13 protein-coding genes and 1 tRNA gene are annotated in these 16,706 nt (G+C 62.0%); 3 read left to right on the forward strand and 11 right to left on the reverse strand.

Annotation, left to right across the window (positions count from 1 at the left end; genetic code table 11):
- Nucleotides 1–158: 158 nt before the first annotated feature.
- Nucleotides 159–776, reverse strand: coding sequence for an ANTAR domain-containing response regulator (locus ATN37_RS04525; RefSeq protein ID WP_003944029.1), 618 nt, complete (start codon nt 774–776; stop codon nt 159–161).
- Between the two features lie 107 nt (nt 777–883).
- Between ATN37_RS04525 and ATN37_RS04530 the strand changes: the two genes are divergently transcribed.
- Both ATN37_RS04530 and ATN37_RS04535 read left to right on the forward strand, forming a co-directional pair.
- Nucleotides 884–960: transfer RNA gene (locus ATN37_RS04530), tRNA-Leu, on the forward strand.
- Between the two features lie 75 nt (nt 961–1,035).
- Entirely contained in the window at nt 1,036–1,668 is a 633-nt protein-coding gene (locus ATN37_RS04535; RefSeq protein ID WP_007728715.1) for a hypothetical protein, read from the forward strand.
- A 111-nt stretch (nt 1,669–1,779) separates the two neighbouring features.
- Here the strand turns inward: ATN37_RS04535 and ATN37_RS04540 are convergent, their stop codons facing one another.
- Nucleotides 1,780–2,751: a bifunctional 5,10-methylenetetrahydrofolate dehydrogenase/5,10-methenyltetrahydrofolate cyclohydrolase gene (locus ATN37_RS04540; RefSeq protein WP_058037523.1), complete on the reverse strand. Its 972-nt coding sequence runs from the start codon at nt 2,749–2,751 to the stop codon at nt 1,780–1,782.
- 277 nt (nt 2,752–3,028) lie between these two features.
- On the opposite strand from ATN37_RS04540, the gene ATN37_RS04545 reads away from it, so the two are divergent.
- On the forward strand, nt 3,029–3,532 hold the full coding sequence (locus tag ATN37_RS04545; RefSeq protein WP_042923025.1) for an SRPBCC domain-containing protein: 504 nt from the start codon (nt 3,029–3,031) through the stop codon (nt 3,530–3,532).
- Between the two features lie 33 nt (nt 3,533–3,565).
- On the opposite strand, the gene ATN37_RS04550 is transcribed toward ATN37_RS04545, so the two are convergent.
- From ATN37_RS04550 to trpB, 9 genes are all read right to left on the reverse strand, one after another.
- Nucleotides 3,566–4,447 (reverse strand): acyl-CoA thioesterase II, encoded by an 882-nt coding sequence (locus ATN37_RS04550; RefSeq protein WP_003944096.1) that lies wholly within the window; start codon nt 4,445–4,447, stop codon nt 3,566–3,568.
- A complete protein-coding gene (gene pyk / locus ATN37_RS04555) occupies nt 4,448–5,866 on the reverse strand; it encodes a pyruvate kinase (protein WP_003944038.1) in 1,419 nt (472 codons plus the stop codon). It lies immediately after the preceding gene.
- 82 nt (nt 5,867–5,948) lie between these two features.
- The gene (locus ATN37_RS04560; RefSeq protein WP_058037524.1) at nt 5,949–7,451 is read right to left on the reverse strand and encodes a glutamate synthase subunit beta; all 1,503 of its coding nucleotides are present in this window, start codon (nt 7,449–7,451) and stop codon (nt 5,949–5,951) included.
- Nucleotides 7,444–11,943, reverse strand: a complete 4,500-nt coding sequence (gene gltB, locus ATN37_RS04565) for a glutamate synthase large subunit (RefSeq protein WP_218694816.1) — start codon at nt 11,941–11,943, stop codon at nt 7,444–7,446. Before gltB ends, ATN37_RS04560 begins: the two co-directional genes overlap by 8 nt.
- Nucleotides 11,944–12,076: 133 nt before the next feature.
- Nucleotides 12,077–12,904, reverse strand: coding sequence for a TM2 domain-containing protein (locus tag ATN37_RS04570; RefSeq protein ID WP_007728705.1), 828 nt, complete (start codon nt 12,902–12,904; stop codon nt 12,077–12,079).
- 126 nt (nt 12,905–13,030) lie between these two features.
- Entirely contained in the window at nt 13,031–13,456 is a 426-nt protein-coding gene (locus ATN37_RS04575; protein ID WP_030536756.1) for a TM2 domain-containing protein, read from the reverse strand.
- Nucleotides 13,453–14,526, reverse strand: coding sequence for a prolipoprotein diacylglyceryl transferase (gene lgt / locus ATN37_RS04580; protein WP_218694818.1), 1,074 nt, complete (start codon nt 14,524–14,526; stop codon nt 13,453–13,455). The genes ATN37_RS04575 and lgt overlap by 4 nt, the downstream gene beginning before the upstream one ends.
- Nucleotides 14,523–15,326 (reverse strand): tryptophan synthase subunit alpha, encoded by an 804-nt coding sequence (gene trpA, locus ATN37_RS04585; protein ID WP_003944010.1) that lies wholly within the window; start codon nt 15,324–15,326, stop codon nt 14,523–14,525. The genes lgt and trpA overlap by 4 nt, the downstream gene beginning before the upstream one ends.
- Nucleotides 15,323–16,672, reverse strand: a complete 1,350-nt coding sequence (gene trpB / locus ATN37_RS04590) for a tryptophan synthase subunit beta (RefSeq protein ID WP_007728699.1) — start codon at nt 16,670–16,672, stop codon at nt 15,323–15,325. The genes trpA and trpB overlap by 4 nt, the downstream gene beginning before the upstream one ends.
- Nucleotides 16,673–16,706: the final 34 nt, after the last annotated feature.

The following is a 16,706-nucleotide window of genomic DNA, read 5'->3' on the forward strand; positions in this document are numbered from 1 at the left end:
CTGTGGGATCAGACGCTAGACCTTGGAACCGTTTCGCGATCCTTCAAGAAAGCCCTGTGACCTGACTGTTATCTGAAGGTGCACAGTGTTTACACGGCTGTAGCGCTGCGCGACGTTTCGACGGTCGACGCAGCAACCGGGTAACCCGGACACTTTGCTCAAGCGTCCGGTTCACCGCCCAGAGTTTCCAGTACGACCTGTGCGACCGCCTTCATCGTGGAGCGCCGATCCATCGCGGCGCGCTGAATCCACTTGAACGCCTCAGGTTCGGTGAGCGCTTGGCGAACCATCAGAACACTCTTGGCTCGCTCGATCAGCTTGCGTGCTTCGAGCCGGTCCGAAAGATCAGCGACCTCACGCTCGAGCGCCGTCACCTCGCGGAAACGACTGACCGCCAATTCGACAGCGGGAACGAGGTCACTGATCGAGAACGGCTTGACCAAGTAAGCCATGGCGCCGGCATCGCGTGCGCGCTCGACCAACTCGCGCTGACTGAACGCTGTGAGAATGACAACAGGAGCGATGCGTTTGGCGGCAATCTCCGAAGCGGCGTCGATGCCGTCTCTCCTGGGCATTTTCACGTCCATGATGACCAGATCAGGCTTGAGCGACTCGGCCAACTCCACCGCGACCTGCCCGTCACCCGCCTCACCGACGACGTCGTAGCCCTCTTCGCGGAGCATCTCGACCAGATCCATGCGGATCAACGCCTCGTCTTCAGCGACGACAACACGACGGGGTGCGAGCTGATTGCCTTGCGGCTGCGGCGAATTCATGGCCACCATCCTCCTCCATCGAACCGCCCCGACACGAGACGCGAACGATTAGAGGGTACCGGTGTTTGACATTGAAATCGCATCTTCTAATGTAGTCATCGCAACAAGCCCTCGTATCCCAATTGGCAGAGGAAACGGATTCAAAACCCGTCCAGTGTGAGTTCGAGTCTCACCGAGGGCACCACCTGCCGCAGCTGGCCGCACCGCAAGGTTTCGGCATTCGGCTGTACCCCAGATCGACCGCCGTTAGATTCGATCCATGAACGGTCACCGGCTGATTGCTCTGCTCGGAGCCATATCGATTCTCGCGCTGCTCACCGGGTGTCAAACAGACGGCCAATCCAATACTGCCGGCGAATCCAGCACTGCCGGCGAATCTTCCACCCAGGCCGCGCTCGATGCTGCAACACAGACCGGCACCCTTCAGGTCGGCTCTCCCCCTGTCGATGCCCCATCCACCGAGATCTCCATGCCTCCCCCGTTCCCGAACGACACGGAGGTCCCTTCACCGACTCCGCGCGTCGATGTGACCGAGATCGACGTGATCGATCACGATGGTTTCACCCGCATCACCTATCGCTTCGACGGAAGCGGATCTGTGTTTTGGAAAACCGAATACGTCAGTGAAGCAATCCGAGCGGGTGACAGCACAGTCGTGGACGTCGGAAGTCGATCGATACTTCAAGTCGACCTGATGGGAGTCCAATCGGATTCGTCGCTCAACTCCGTATCTCACGAGGGCGAAAACATCACGCGCATAGACAGTGCAGCCAGGAACAGTGCGATCCTGCAGTCGTTTGTCGGCACGGTCGACATCCGTCCGGCATACACCGTATCGACATCCGATTCACCGTCCCAGTTGACGATCGACATCCCCAAGGCAGACAGCTGACTGTCGAATACCCAATTGCGCGCTCAGCTCAGCCATTCCAGCGCAGCGGTGCTCGACGCGGTAATTCGGTTATCGCGGGGCGGATGAATACTCCGTCTCGAAACCGAGGTCTCACAATCGATCCGAGGCGATTGCGGGGTCCGGTTCAACACGACTGTCATGATTCTCACTGCATGCCCGAACGTCCGCTGCTCGAACTGCTGCTGCCAGTGTTTGTTCCAGCAGGACTGCCACCGTCATGGGGCCGACGCCACCCGGCACCGGTGTGATCGCACCGGCATGTGGGAGCGCAGCGGCGTACTCCACATCTCCGACGTTGCCCTCGTTGTACCCCGCATCGATCACCACTGCCCCAGGCTTGATCCACGTCCCTTTGATCAGTTCCGGAACACCGACGGCCGCGATGACGACGTCTGCCGAGGCGACGTGTGCGGCCAGGTCGACGGTGCGCGAATGGCAGTATGTCACCGTTGCGCCTCGACGCAGGAGGAGCATTCCCATCGGCAATCCGAGTATCGGGCTTCGGCCGACCACGACGGCATGCTTTCCGGAGAGTTCGACGCCTGTGGCGTCGAGGAGGCGCAGGATGCCACTCGGTGTACATGATTCGAATCCCCCACCGGTCAACGCCATTGCCGCGAACGCTGCCGAGGTAACGCCGTCAACGTCTTTGTCGGCCGAGATGGCATCGAACGCGGCCCGTTCGTCGATGTGGCCTGGCACCGGGTGTTGCAGCAGTATGCCGTCGATCGAAGGGTCCGCCGACAACGCTCTCAGCACGTCGACCAGTTCTTCGGTGGTTGTACTCACCGGGAGTTCGACCGTCCGCGACGTCATTCCGACGGCGACAGATCGTTTGGCCTTCATCTGTACATACGCCTTCGAGGCCGGGTCCGCTCCCACGATGACGGCGGCCAGGCAAGGAACGTGCCCCGCCTCATCACGAAACTGCCTGGTGCGCACCGACAGGTCCGCGAGCGCAGCATCGGCAATTGCGCGTCCGTCGATTATTCGAGCGGCCACGTTCTGGCTGGGCAGATTTTCGGTAGACAGATTTTCGGTGGGCCGATTCTCGATAGACATGGATCCCCTTCACACAAGATGTGTGAAGCACCCAGGCGGTCGATGCCTCGCGATGTGCACTCCCCGGTGGTAATTCCCACCCGCGCCAGTCGTGCGTGGTCAGCGTACCGCGCGGTTGCTTCACCGCCACGAAACGCGTCGAGAACGCCACTCACAAAACGAGACAAATCGACATAACCTATCAATAGGTAACGATCTGACCTGCAGTTATTCCATCCTGTGCAATTAGATGGCACGATGGGGGCAACCGCACGGGCACCAAGCATTGGAGGCACCGATGGACAACGGCAAGATAAACCTGACCTATGACGGTCGGGTGTCACTGAGCTTCCAACTGGCGATTCCGCACGCACCGGACAAGGTCTGGAAAGTGATAACGGAACGCGAGTACCTCGACGCCTGGTTTCCGGCGGACGTCGATTTCGATCTCACTCCCGGCGCGGATCTACTGTTCAAGGTGACACCGGAACAAGTCGAGCGTTTCGGACTGCCCGCAGATCACGTGACGCGCGGGACGGTCATCAGCGTCCACCCGCACCGAATTCTCGAATTCCTCTGGGACGCAGACACTCTTCATTGGGAACTGGCACCGGACGGCACCGGCGGCTGTTGGCTGACTCTCACCCACACGATGGAGGACGAGGAGTCCGCGTACGCGCACGCCGCCGGTTGGCACGCGGGCTTGGAAGTTGTTGCGGCCCAACTCGATGGACGCGAAGTCGACTGGTCTCCGTGGGACCGCGCCGACGAACTCTCACCGCAATATCGCAAGTCTGCTTGATTCTGGGCCCGAGTTCGGTCTCGGGCCCGCATCTCATTCCCCTTTACGCGGGAAATGCCTGATCATTCCTTCTTGGACCACCGTCGCCAACAGCAGTCCTTCCACCGAGAAGTACCGTCCGGTTGCCAGACCGCGCGAACCTGCGGCGACCGGCGATTCGGTGGCGTACAGGACCCAGTCGGTGAACCGGAACGGGCGATGGAACCAGATCGAATGATTGACCGTCGCCGCGACGATACGATCATGACCCCAGGACAAACCATGAGTGGTCAGAATCGAATCGAGCACGGTGGTGTCGGACGAATATGCCAGCGTCGCAGCGTGAATGAGCGAATCGTCCGGCAGATCACCGTCGGGGCGCATCCACACCCGATTGTGGTTGAGTTTCTCGCCGGTGCCCTTGAGGATCCACGCCGGATCGTTGGCGTACCGCATGTCGATCGGCTTGAGCGCTGCACTGAAATGCGGCAGTTTTTCCTCGTACCCCACCAGATGATCGCCGATGGGAGGCAACGACTCCGGAAGTGGAACATCCGGGATCTCGACAGCATGGTCGAGCCCCTTGCCGGAGTCCTGGAACGCCGCGAGCATCACGAACAATTCGTTCTCACCCTGATAGGCAGTCACCTGACGGTTGGCGAACGCCCGCCCGTCGCGATGACGATCCACCCGATACTCGATGGGCGCCTTGACATCTCCGCCGCGAATGAAATGGGCATTCACCGCATGGATGGGGCGATCACCGTCGACGGTCCGCCCGGCGGCCATCAGTGCCTGAGACACCAACTGACCGCCGAACGTCCGCGAACCTACCTGTTTCGGGTGGTATCCACGGAACGCGTCTTCACCGATCTGCTCCAGATCCAACAAACCGAGGAGAGTACCGAGGTCGGTGGACGCGTTCGCGTGGGTCACTCAGTGGTCCTCTTCACCGATGCGGTGGACGTGAATGAGGTTGGTGGAACCGACAGTTCCCGGAGGGGACCCGGCAACGATGACCACGAGGTCGCCCTTGACGTACCGCCCGAGGGAGAGCAACGCACTGTCCACCTGACGCACCATCTCGTCGGTGGTGGCCACCGCATCGACCAGGAACGTCTCGGTTCCCCACGTCAGCGTCAGCTGACTGCGCACCGCGGGCAGCGGTGTGAAGGCGAGCAACGGCAGCGGCGTGTGCAGACGAGCCAGTCGACGCACCGTGTCACCGGACTGAGTGAACGCAACCAAGGCCTTGGCGTCGAGACGTTCGCCGATGTCGCGTGCTGCGTACGAGATGACACCGCGCTTGGTGCGCGGGACGTGGGTCAACGGTGGGACACGGGTCGATTCGTTCTCGACGGCCTCGACGATGCGGGCCATGGTGCGAACGGTTTCCATGACGTACTTGCCCACCGAAGTCTCGCCCGAGAGCATGACTGCGTCGGCGCCGTCGAGAACGGCGTTGGCGACATCGGATGCCTCTGCGCGAGTGGGACGTGAGTTCTCGATCATCGACTCGAGCATCTGCGTCGCGACGATGACCGGCTTCGCGTTCTCACGAGCAATCTGGATTGCGCGCTTCTGAACGAGCGGGACCTGCTCGAGCGGCAACTCGACACCGAGGTCACCGCGGGCGACCATGACGGCGTCGAACGCGAGCACGATGGCTTCGAGATTGTCGATGGCCTCGGGCTTCTCGAGCTTCGCGATGACGGGAACGCGGCGCCCGACTCGATCCATGATGGCGTGAACCAATTCGACGTCCGCCGGTGAGCGAACGAAGGAGAGTGCAATGAAGTCGACACCCAGCTTGAGAGCGAACTCGAGGTCGGCGATGTCCTTGCCCGACAGGGCTGGAACGGAGACGTTCATACCGGGCAGTGAGAGGCCCTTGTTGTTGCTGACCGGACCGCCTTCGGTGACCCGACAGACGACGTCGTTGCCGTCGATGGACGTGACGACCAGGCCGACCTTTCCGTCGTCGACCAGCAGTCGATCGCCGGCCTTGGCGTCGCGCGCCAATTCCTTGTACGTGGTCCCGACGCGATCGTGCGTTCCCTCGACGTCGTCGACGGTGATACGAACCTCTTCACCGTTGGCCCAGGTGGTCCGCTCGTCCTTGAATCGGCCGAGGCGAATCTTGGGCCCCTGAAGGTCGGCGAGAACACCGACGGCCTTTCCGGTGGCGTCCGACGCGGCGCGGACGCGAATGTAGTTTTCTTCGTGATCGGCATGCTCGCCGTGGCTGAAGTTGAGGCGCGCCACGTCCATGCCGCTCTCCACGAGCTCACGGATGCGGTCGCCAGAAGCTGTCGCAGGTCCAAGTGTGCATACAATTTTTGTCCGTCGGTTCACGGCTCGAGCCTAGTCGCTACCCCACCGCACTTCTATCCGGCATTTGCGACCTGCACTTTCTGTACTTACTCGATTCAGTTGGTCAGCTCACGAACAGCGGAAATGCCTTTGGATGAACCGGAGCCGGAAGCGCCGACTCGCCTGTGAGAAACATGTCGACGGCACGTGCGGCCGACCGTCCCTCGGCAATCGCCCACACGACCAGCGACGCCCCGCGATGCGCGTCGCCGCAGACGAATACGCCGGGTGTCCGGGTCTGCCACCCGACATCACACTCGATTCTGCCGAGTGGATCGGTGCCGACATCAAGGTCGGTGAGCAGCGGGGCGGTTTCGACGCCGTCGAAACCCAGAGCGAGCAGGACCATCTCGCACACGAGATCGATCGTGTCTCCAGTCTCCACCAAGGTTCGTTGTCCGTTCTTCGCTCGTGACACGGCTACCGGAACCATCCGGATTGCACGGACCGCACCCTTACCGTCGTCGAGAAATTCCTGCGCAGCCCATCGGAACCGTTTGTCACTGCCCTCCTCATCCGCCGGCGAGCTGCGTAGGACCCGCGGCCACAACGGCCATGGGTCGCGATCTCGATCGCGGTGTGCCGGAGGTGGGACGTGGTAATCCAACTCCGTCACTGCGTGCGCACCCTGGCGATGCACCGTGCCGAGGCAGTCGGCGGCCGTGTCGCCGCCACCGATGATCACGACGTTCTTACCTCGCGCCGAGATGCTCGACGCACCATCACCCTCGCATTCGTGGTTGGCCGCACGCAGGTACGTCATCGCACGATGGATTCCGCGAAGACTACGACCCGGTACGTCGGTGTCTCTGGCACGATCAGCCCCGACCGCCAGGACTACCGCCTCGAAATCCGTCGAGAGGTCGTGCGCGCTCACGTTCACTCCGACGGCGCAGTCAGTGACGAATCTGGTCCCCTCGGCGGTCAGTTGGTCCAGCCGCCGGTTGATGAGGGCCTTGGGCAACTTGAATTCCGGAATTCCGTAGCGAAGCAGTCCCCCGATCCGATCGCTCCGCTCGAACACCGTGACACTGTGTCCGGCTCGTGTCAGTTGTTGAGCCGCGGCCAGCCCCGCCGGTCCCGAACCGACAACCGCAACACGGTTTCCGCTGTGAACTACCGGTGCCTGCGGCCCCAACCAACCCGATTCCCAGGCGTTGTCGACGATCGCCTGTTCGATGCGCTTGATGGTGACACCCCCCGACGTGTGCTCGTCGTCGAGTGCGAGAACGCAGGCCGTTTCGCACGGTGCGGGGCACAGATGTCCGGTGAACTCGGGGAAATTGTTGGTGGAATGCAAATTCTCCGAGGCTTCGGACCACCGTCCACGCCGAACCAGGTCGTTCCATTCCGGAATGAGATTGCCGAGCGGACACCCCACGTCGGCCGAATGGCAGTACGGCACAGCGCAGTCCATGCAACGCGAGGCCTGTGCAGATACGTCTCGATTTCGCACGACGGGATCCAGCGACTCGTATACCGACGCCCAGTCGCCGACACGCACATCGGTCGATCTGGTCGGTGAGCCGGATCGTTTCACGTTGAGGAACCCGCGTGCGTCAGGCATGAGCCGGCTCCACCAGTTCGTTCTCTTCCACGACCTTCCGGTAGTCGACAGGCAAAACTTTGGTGAATCTCGGACTCTGGCCAACCCAGTCGTCGAGAAGTTTTGCCGCCACCGGCGAGCCGGTCGCAGCCAAATGCTCGCCGAGAATTTCGACCAGCTGACTGCAGTCTTCCGCCGAAGGCCGCTCCAGAACGACCATGTCGCCGTTGACCTTCTCTGCCTTCACGTCGAGTACGAAGGCAATTCCGCCCGACATTCCCGCAGCAAGGTTCCTACCAGTTGGGCCGATGATGACGACGCGACCCCCGGTCATGTACTCGCACGCATGGTCGCCGACGCCTTCCACCACAGCGACCGCGCCCGAGTTGCGCACCGCGAATCGTTCCCCGACACGCCCCCTGGCATAGAGCGCACCGCTCGTAGCGCCGTACAGCAGCGTATTGCCGGCAATCACCTGATCCTCCGCCACGAAGGGCGCGTCCTCACTCGGCCGAAGCACAATTCGTCCACCGGAGAGCCCCTTCCCCACGTAATCGTTTGCATCGCCGACGACGACCAGCGAGATGCCGGGCGGCAGGAACGCACCGAGTGACTGGCCTGCCGTTCCACGGAGCACGACGTCGATGGTGCCTTGAGGTAGCCCGACGGCGCCGTAGCGTCTGGTCACCTCTGCGCCCAGCCTCGTCCCCACCGCCCGATCCGTATTGTGTACTGGCAGTTCGATATGCACGGGTCGAGCGTCCTCGAGTGAGTTCGCGGCGCACTCGATCAGGGTGCGTTCGAGTTCGCTCGAAACAGGTACACACGGCGGGTAGGCCGCGCCGGTCGGCGCGGCCGGAACGTCGAAGAGTGGTGAGAGGTCCAACGTGCGGCTCTTCCAATGCGCCACCGCCGGAGACATTTCCAATACGTCTGCGTGCCCCAGCGCATCGTCGATACTTCGAAACCCCAGTTCTGCCAACAACCGTCGTACGTCGGCGGCGATGAAGCGAAAGAAGTTCTCGACGTACTCGGGCCGGCCGGTGAATCGCTCGCGCAGTTCGGGATTCTGCGTCGCTACTCCGACGGGGCAGGTGTCGAGGTGACATACCCGCATCATGACGCACCCGGCCGCGATGAGTGGCGCCGTGGAAAACCCGTACTCCTGCGCCCCCAGCAACGCGGCGACGACGACGTCCCGCGCCGTGCGCACACCCCCGTCACACTGGACGACGATCCGATCGCGTAACCCGTTGAGCACCAGGGTCTGCTGAGTTTCGGCCAGCCCGATCTCCCACGGCGTACCCGCGTGGTGGATGGACGAGAGTGCCGCAGCACCCGTCCCGCCGTCGTGACCGGAGATCAGCACCACGTCGGCGTGCGCTTTGGCCACACCTGCCGCAACAGTCCCGACTCCGGCTGCGCTGACCAACTTCACGTGTATCCGCGCGCGATTGTTCGCGCATCTGAGGTCGTAGATCAATTGGGCGAGATCCTCGATCGAATAGATGTCGTGGTGCGGGGGCGGAGAAATGAGCCCGACCCCAGGCGTCGAGTACCGGGTTTCCGCGATCCACGGGTACACCTTGGACCCCGGAAGCTGCCCTCCTTCACCCGGCTTGGCACCTTGGGCCATCTTGATCTGAATGTCGGTGGCATTGACCAGGTAATCGCTGGTCACCCCGAAGCGACCACTCGCGACCTGCTTGACAGCGCTTCGACGCCTGTCGTCACGCAACCGCTCCGGCGACTCTCCGCCCTCACCGGTGTTGGAACGCCCGCCGAGAGCATTCATCGCAACCGCCATCGTCTCGTGCGCCTCCGCAGAGAGGGAACCGTAGCTCATCGCACCGGTGTTGAATCGAGCGAGAATCAACTCGACGGGTTCGACCTGATCGAGCGGAATCGGCGGACGAACCTCACACCGAAATCGAAACAATCCCCGCGGTGTTCCGCCCTGCGCGCTCAGTCGATCGACTTCATCGCTGTAGCGACGAAACATCTCACTTCGCCCGGTCCGGGTCGCATGCTGAAGGAAGAACACGGATTCGGGTGTGAACACATGCAATTCACCATCGCGGCGATACCGGTACTGTCCGCTGTCGGTCAACTGACGATTGTCGAACTGACGATGCTGCACTGCGGACGACGAGAACGCAGCCGTGTGGCGCATCAGAACTTCGCGCGCGACTTCGGTGATACCGATCCCGCCGATCCGGCTCCGTGTGTTGCAGAAGTATTCGTCGACCAACTCTCGACCCAAGCCCACGGCCTCGAATACCTGTGCGCCCGTGTAGGAGTGAACCGTAGCGATTCCCATCTTCGACATCACTTTGAGCACGCCGAAATTTGTTGCTCTCAGGTAGTTGTCCGACGCAGTCTTCGGATCTATCCCGGGAAGTTCGTCCTGCTCGCTGAGGGCTTGGACAGATTCGAGAGCAAGATACGGGTGGACAGCCGCCGCACCGTAGCCGATCAGCAGCGCGATGTGATGAACTTCGCGCGCGTCACCCGAGTCGACGACGAGGGAAACCTTGGTCCGCAGGCCATGACGAACCAGATCGTGGTGCACGGCTGATACTGCGAGCAATGACGGAATGGGAGCCTGCTCAGGGCCTGATCCACGGTCGGAGATCACCAGAATCTCGATTCCGGCTGCGGCGGCTGTTCGGGCGGACTCACGAAGCCTCTCGACGCCTTCGGTGAGACTGCCCCTCGGATCGAAACCTGCGCGAAGGACAGCGCTTCTCGGAGTTCTTGCGCCGCATAGTTCGGCGACCTTCGCCATCTTCCCCGGTCCGATCACCGGTTTGTCGAGAACAATCCTTCGGCACGACAGCGCCGACGCTTCGAACAAGTTCTGCTCAGCGCCGAGGGTGACACCAAGCGTAGTGACGACTTCCTCGCGAATCGCGTCCAAAGGCGGGTTGGTCACCTGAGCAAAGAGCTGAATAAAGTAGTCGTACAACAGCTTCGGCCGATCCGAAAGAACGGCGAGAGGCGTGTCGACACCCATCGATCCCAACGGCTCCGATCCTGAGCTTGCCATCGGGACAAGAATGTCCCGCAGGTCCTCGGCGTGGTATCCGAACAGCAACTGCCGTTGCAACAGCGGAGCCGGATCGCCTCGGGCAGGCGCAGTCTCGGGGATGTCCTCGAGGTCGACCAATCCCCCGTCGACCCAGTCCCGGTAGGGGGCTGTGCTCGCGAGTTCGGACTTGATCTCCGCATCGGAAACGATCCGATGGCGAGCGGTGTCCACGAGAAACATGCGTCCCGGTTCGAGGCGCCCCTTCTCCAACACCTCGGACGTGGGAGCGTCGAACACACCGCTCTCACTGGCCAACACGATACGGTCGTTCTTCATCCGCCACCATCGCCCTGGGCGAAGACCGTTGCGATCCAACACGGCCCCGACAACAATGCCGTCGCTGAACGTCACGGACGCCGGGCCGTCCCACGGTTCCATCAGACAACCGTGAAATTGGTAGAAGGCCTTTATCTCGTCGGGCATCGAAGAATCGTTCTCCCAGGCTCCGGGAATCATCATCGCGATGGCGTGTTGCACACTGCGGCCCCCGAGCGTCAAAAACTCCAGTACTTCGTCGAACGACGAAGAGTCGGATCCTCCCGGGGTGCAGATCGGAAACAGGCGATCGATGTCCCCACCTAAAAGTGTGCTCCGCAGCATCGGCTCGCGAGCGCGCATCCAATTCCTGTTTCCCACAATCGTATTGATCTCGCCGTTGTGGGCGATGCAGCGATACGGCTGAGCGAGTGGCCACGACGGAAATGTGTTCGTGGAGTATCGACTGTGCACGACTGCCAACGCAGTTCGCATTCGGTCGTCGCGTAGGTCGGTGAAGTAACCGGATAACTGCGTCGGCGTCAGCATGCCCTTGTACACGATGGTTCGGGCGGACAACGAGGGAAAATACACTGCAGTGTCGGCCGAGTGAATCCGCTCGGCTTGTCTCCTGAGGGCAAAGACTCGTCGGTCCAAGGCAATTCCGCCCACACTACGATCTCGCGACTCGGCGCACGTCACAAAACACTGACTGATGTACGGAGCGCACTGCGCGGCAACGGTTCCGACGCAGTCGCGGTCGACCGGCACCTCTCGCCACCCGATAATCCGCAGTCCTTCTGCCGCTGCGTACCGGTGTATCCGAACTACCGCGCGCCAACGTGCTTCCTGATCCACCGGGAGAAAGCAGTTTCCGGCCGCGTAGGTGTTCTCACCCATCGCGTTGGGTGGTGGAAGCTCGAACTCGGTCACCGCGTCGAAGAACTCCGTCGGCAGCTGAATCAGAATGCCCGCGCCGTCTCCGCTGTTGGATTCGCGCCCAACTGCGCCGCGATGGGAGAGATTGCCCAGGACCGCGAGCGCATCGTCGACAATGGAATGCAGGTGGCGTCCAGAGGTGTCTGCTACCACGGCTACACCACACGAATCGGTTTCCTGATCGGGGTCGTACAGGCCCCGAGGTTCAGGTATTCGAGAAAACAGCACTCGGCGACCTCCACGCGGACATGCAGCCGACGTGCGCTAGTTTATCAGCCCATAACCGCAGGTCGCGAGAGCAAAACGGTGACCCCCTGATACGGAGGCATCAGGGGGTCACACTTGCCGAGGGTCGTTTCGATCAGCTACGCAAAGGGCGGTTGTACTGATCGCGCACACTGCCGGTCAACATCATGATTCCGTCGATGAGCGGCCAGATGCCACCGATTCCACACGTCAACCAAGTGACCGCGATCTGTGCGACAGCCATGCCGGGCTGGTTGAGATAAAAACGTCCTGCACCGAATCCGCCGAGCAGAATGCCCAGCAATCCGGCAGTCGTCTTCGACTTGTCCGAGTACGGTTCACCGGTCATCGGGTCACGTCCGTATGGTGCGGACGGGTCGACCAGGCCGTAGCCAGGCTGAGGATAACCCTGAGCTTGTGGGTACCCCTGAGGCTGACCGTAACCCGGCTGTGAGTATCCCGGCTGGGGGTAGCCCTGCGGTGGAGCCGCGTAGGGATTCGGAGTCTGATCTGCCGGTGCACCGTAGACGGGACCGTCCGTCGGGGTTTGGGTCGGCCTCGAGTAGTCCGGCGCCGGATAGTCGGTCGCCGGATAGTTCTGAGCGGCGTAGCTTTCCTGCGACGTGTACGGCGCTGTCGGCTGATTCGGGGTGGAATCAGAATCGGCAGCGGGAAACGCTGTGGTCGATTCGGTTCCGGTCGGCGGCGGGTAGATGGGGTGGTTTCCCCACCCCGGACCGTTTCCGACTCCCGAATACGTGTCCCAGCCTGGACCGGTGCCGGTGGTCTCCGTCGACGGCGTCTTTTCGGTGGGTGCCGAGGTTTCCGTCAACGACGCATCCGCCGTCGCGTCGTAGTCGAACGGCGACCCGAACTGCGGTGGAACCGGCGGCTGTGATCCAGACGAGTCCCCCGACTCGGAAGGTTCCGGATTCTTGTTCAAGTTAGGCAACGTACTTTCCTTCGATTCGACGACGGTACGTAATAGCTTTTGTTATCGGACTTCGAGAAGGTTCGACCTTCTCGAGGCCAGTCCCCCACACATGTTTCCTCGGTTCGCGCTCGCGACTCATCCTCGCAATGGCCGGCGAGCACCGTCCCGCGCATTGCCCGAAAGTATCACGATGCCGTCGACGAACGCCCAGATCCAGATTCCGATCGCAAATGGAATTCCGATGAGGAACGCCGACATGAACAGCGCGAAGAACATGCCGAGCAGTTGGCACAATCCGATGCCGACACTTCCGATATAGAGGCGCCCGACTCCACAGATTCCGAAGAAGCCCAGCAAGATCTGCAACAGTCCAGCGGTGGCCTTCGACTTGTCGGAATACGGTTCCCCGGTTACCGGGTGCCGACCGTACGGGGCGTAGGGATCTCCGAACCCGTACATCGATGGAGGCGGCAATGGCTGCTGATATCCGTACGGATTGGGCGCGCCGTAGACCGGTCCCTGATCCTCGGGGAATCCCCCCTGCGAATAGGGACCTGTCACGGCTTGTCTTTCTTCGACAGCTTCACCGCGTCCGACGACTCATCCGACGCTGCCGTGGAGTCGCTTGCCTCACTGGAAGCGGATTCAGCAGCATCGGATTCAGAATCTTCAGCGTCGGCGCCTTTCGCGTCGGCCTTCGCCGAGTCAGTTTCGGTAACTGGCGCCGCGACCCCTGCTTCGCCGACGGCTACCGCAGCGACGTAGTCCTTCGACTTCAAATCAGCCGGATCCTCACGCCCCTTCTTCGCCAGGAAGAAGTAGGCCAGTGCGGCGAAGAACACGATCCCCGAAGTGAATGTGTTGACGCGAATGCCGGCGATCTCGTAGGCGAAATCGTCGCGCATCAGTTCGACGACGAACCGGCCCAGACAATAGCCCGCGACGTACAGAGCAAACAGGCGTCCGTGGCCGATCTTGAATCGGCGGTCGACGAGGACCAGCAGGATCACGATCAGGACGTTCCACACAGCTTCGTAGAGGAACGTCGGGTGAACGACCCGAATGACTTCTCCGTTGGAGACACCTGCCAGTTGATCGAGCTGGCCGGAAGAGTTCACACGCTCGAAGATCTCGAGGCCCCACGGGACGGTGGTCTCGCGACCGTACAACTCCTGGTTGAAGTAGTTGCCGATACGACCGATGGCCTGCGCGAGCAAGATTCCGGGCGCAATCGCATCACCGAGCGCGGACACCGGAATGCCGCGTCGACGGCAGCCGATCCACGCACCGATGCCGCCGAGGAACACTGCTCCCCAGATTCCGAGGCCTCCCTGCCACACCTTGAGTGCGTCGAGTGGCTGACCGTTCTCGCCGAAATAGGCGGGCCAGTCGGTCAAAACGTGGTAGAGCCTGCCACCGATCAGACCGAAGGGAACGGCCCAGATCGCGATGTCGAGAACGGTCCCCTTCTCGCCGCCGCGGGCGACCCAACGACGATCTCCCCACACGATCGCGACGATGATGCCGAGGATGATGAAGAGCGCGTAGGCGCGAAGCGCCACCGGTCCGACGTACCAGACGCCTTGGGGCGGGCTGGGGATATAGGCCAGCAGGTCCACAGTTGAGGTCACGACGCCACGGTAGCCGAGCGGACGCCCTCGGCGAGTTCTTCGGTGAGCGAGCGAACCGCTCCCAGGCCGTTCTCGACCGCGGAGACCAGAGCCGAGCCGACGATGACGGCATCGGCGTATGCCGCGATTTCGGCAGCCTGTGCGCCGGAGCGAACTCCCAATCCGACGCCGACGGGAATGTCGGAATGCGCGCGGATCCGTGCGGTCAGTTCCGGAGCCATCGAAGACACGGCGTCGCGAGCGCCGGTGACACCCATCGTCGAGGCCGCGTAGATGAATCCACTACTCGCATCGAGTGTCATCGCGAGCCGTTCTTCCGTCGAGGACGGGGCGACAAGGAAGATCCGGTCGAGGTGGTGCTCCTCGGATGCTTCCATCCAGGCGCCGGCTTCTTCCGGAATGAGGTTGGGGGTGATCAATCCGAGCCCGCCGGCGGAAGCGAGGTCTCGTGCGAACTTGTCGACGCCGTACTGCAGTACCGGGTTCCAGTAGGTCATCACGACGGCCTTGCCGCCGACCGAACTGATCTGCTCGATCACGGTGAAGATGTCGCGAAGGCGAACGCCGTTGGTGAGTGCGGTTTCGGCTGCACGCTGGATGGTCGGACCGTCCATGACCGGATCGGAATACGCGACACCGACTTCGATGATGTCGCAGCCACCGTCGACCATCGCCTTGAACACGTCGATCGATTCGGGAACGGTCGGGTAACCGGCAGGCAGGTAACCGACGAGGGCGGCACGCTTGTCAGCCTTGCACGCGGCAAAGGTGGGTGCGAGGCGTGATGGTCGTTCGCTCACTTGTCCGAGCCTTCCGTGTTGTCGTTCTCGTCTGCTGCATCATCCGGAGCGGCTGCCTGACCTGAGGCGCCGTCGAAGAGACCGAACCAGCTTGCGGCGGTGTCCATGTCCTTGTCACCGCGACCGGAGAGATTGACGACGATGATCGCGCCCTCGCCGAGTTCCTTGCCCAGTCGGAGCGCGCCGGCAACGGCGTGGGCGGATTCGATGGCCGGGATGATGCCTTCGCGGCGCGAGAGCAGCAGTAGAGCATCCATCGCTTCGCTGTCGGTGACGGGTTCGTAGGTGGCACGCCCGATATCGCTCAGGTAAGCGTGCTCGGGTCCGACGCCCGGGTAGTCCAGACCAGCAGAGATCGAGTGCGATTCGATGGTCTGACCGTCTTCGTCCTGGAGCAGGTAGGAGTAGGCACCCTGGAATGCGCCAGGGGTACCGCCGGCGAACGTTGCTGCATGCCTTCCGGTTTCGACACCGTCGCCGGCTGCTTCGTAGCCAACCAGCCGTACCGACAGATCGTCGATGAACGGGTGGAAGATTCCGATTGCGTTGGAGCCGCCTCCGACGCAGGCTGTGACTGCATCGGGCAGGCGGCCGGTCAGTGCCTGAACCTGGACGCGTGTTTCGAGGCCGACCACTCGCTGGAAGTCCCGAACGATGGTGGGGAACGGGTGCGGGCCTGCCGCGGTACCGAAGCAGTAATAGGTGTTGTCCGCGTGGGAAACCCAGTCGCGCAAGGCTTCGTTGATCGCGTCCTTGAGCGTGCGCGAACCGGTCTCGACCGAAACGACCTCCGCGCCGAGCAGGCGCATGCGTGCGACGTTCAGTGCTTGACGTTCGGTGTCGACAGCACCCATGTAGATGACGCACTCGAGACCGAGCAGCGCACAGGCGGTGGCCGATGCCACACCGTGCTGGCCCGCTCCGGTCTCGGCGATGATGCGGGTCTTGCCCATACGCTTTGCCAGCAGAACCTGACCGAGAACGTTGTTGATCTTGTGAGAACCGGTGTGGTTCAGATCTTCACGCTTGAGAAGGATGCGCGCACCGCCGGCGAACTCGCTCATTCGCGTTGCCTCGAAAATCGGCGACGGGCGCCCGGTGTAATCGCGCTGCAAGCGGTCGAGTTCGTTCAAGAACGTGTCGTCCGCTCGAGCCTTTTCGTACTCCGCAGTGACTTCGTCGATAACCGCCATGAGGGCTTCCGGCACATGCCGTCCGCCGTAGACGCCGAAATGGCCTCCGGCGTCGGGATCGTGGGAGCGCTCGGTGAGTCCCGCGCTGGCCGGCGGCAGATTGCCGCCCTTGAATATTGCACCGGAGCCTGGTTCCTGAGTACGTGAAGTCACCCCACCAGTCTGCCCCAACGGTGTCGCTGGTCAC

Origin of the sequence: Rhodococcus sp. MH15 (genome assembly GCF_019266045.1) — a bacterium.
GTDB classification, from domain to species: Bacteria; Actinomycetota; Actinomycetes; order Mycobacteriales; family Mycobacteriaceae; genus Rhodococcus_F; species Rhodococcus_F qingshengii.

Coding starts and splice junctions, on each gene's coding strand:
- ATN37_RS04525 (WP_003944029.1), bottom strand. CDS start 776: ATGAATTCGCCGCAGCCGCAAGGCAATCAGCTCGCACCCCGTCGTGTT.
- ATN37_RS04535 (WP_007728715.1), top strand. CDS start 1,036: ATGAACGGTCACCGGCTGATTGCTCTGCTCGGAGCCATATCGATTCTC.
- ATN37_RS04540 (WP_058037523.1), bottom strand. CDS start 2,751: ATGTCTATCGAGAATCGGCCCACCGAAAATCTGTCTACCGAAAATCTG.
- ATN37_RS04545 (WP_042923025.1), top strand. CDS start 3,029: ATGGACAACGGCAAGATAAACCTGACCTATGACGGTCGGGTGTCACTG.
- ATN37_RS04560 (WP_058037524.1), bottom strand. CDS start 7,451: ATGCCTGACGCACGCGGGTTCCTCAACGTGAAACGATCCGGCTCACCG.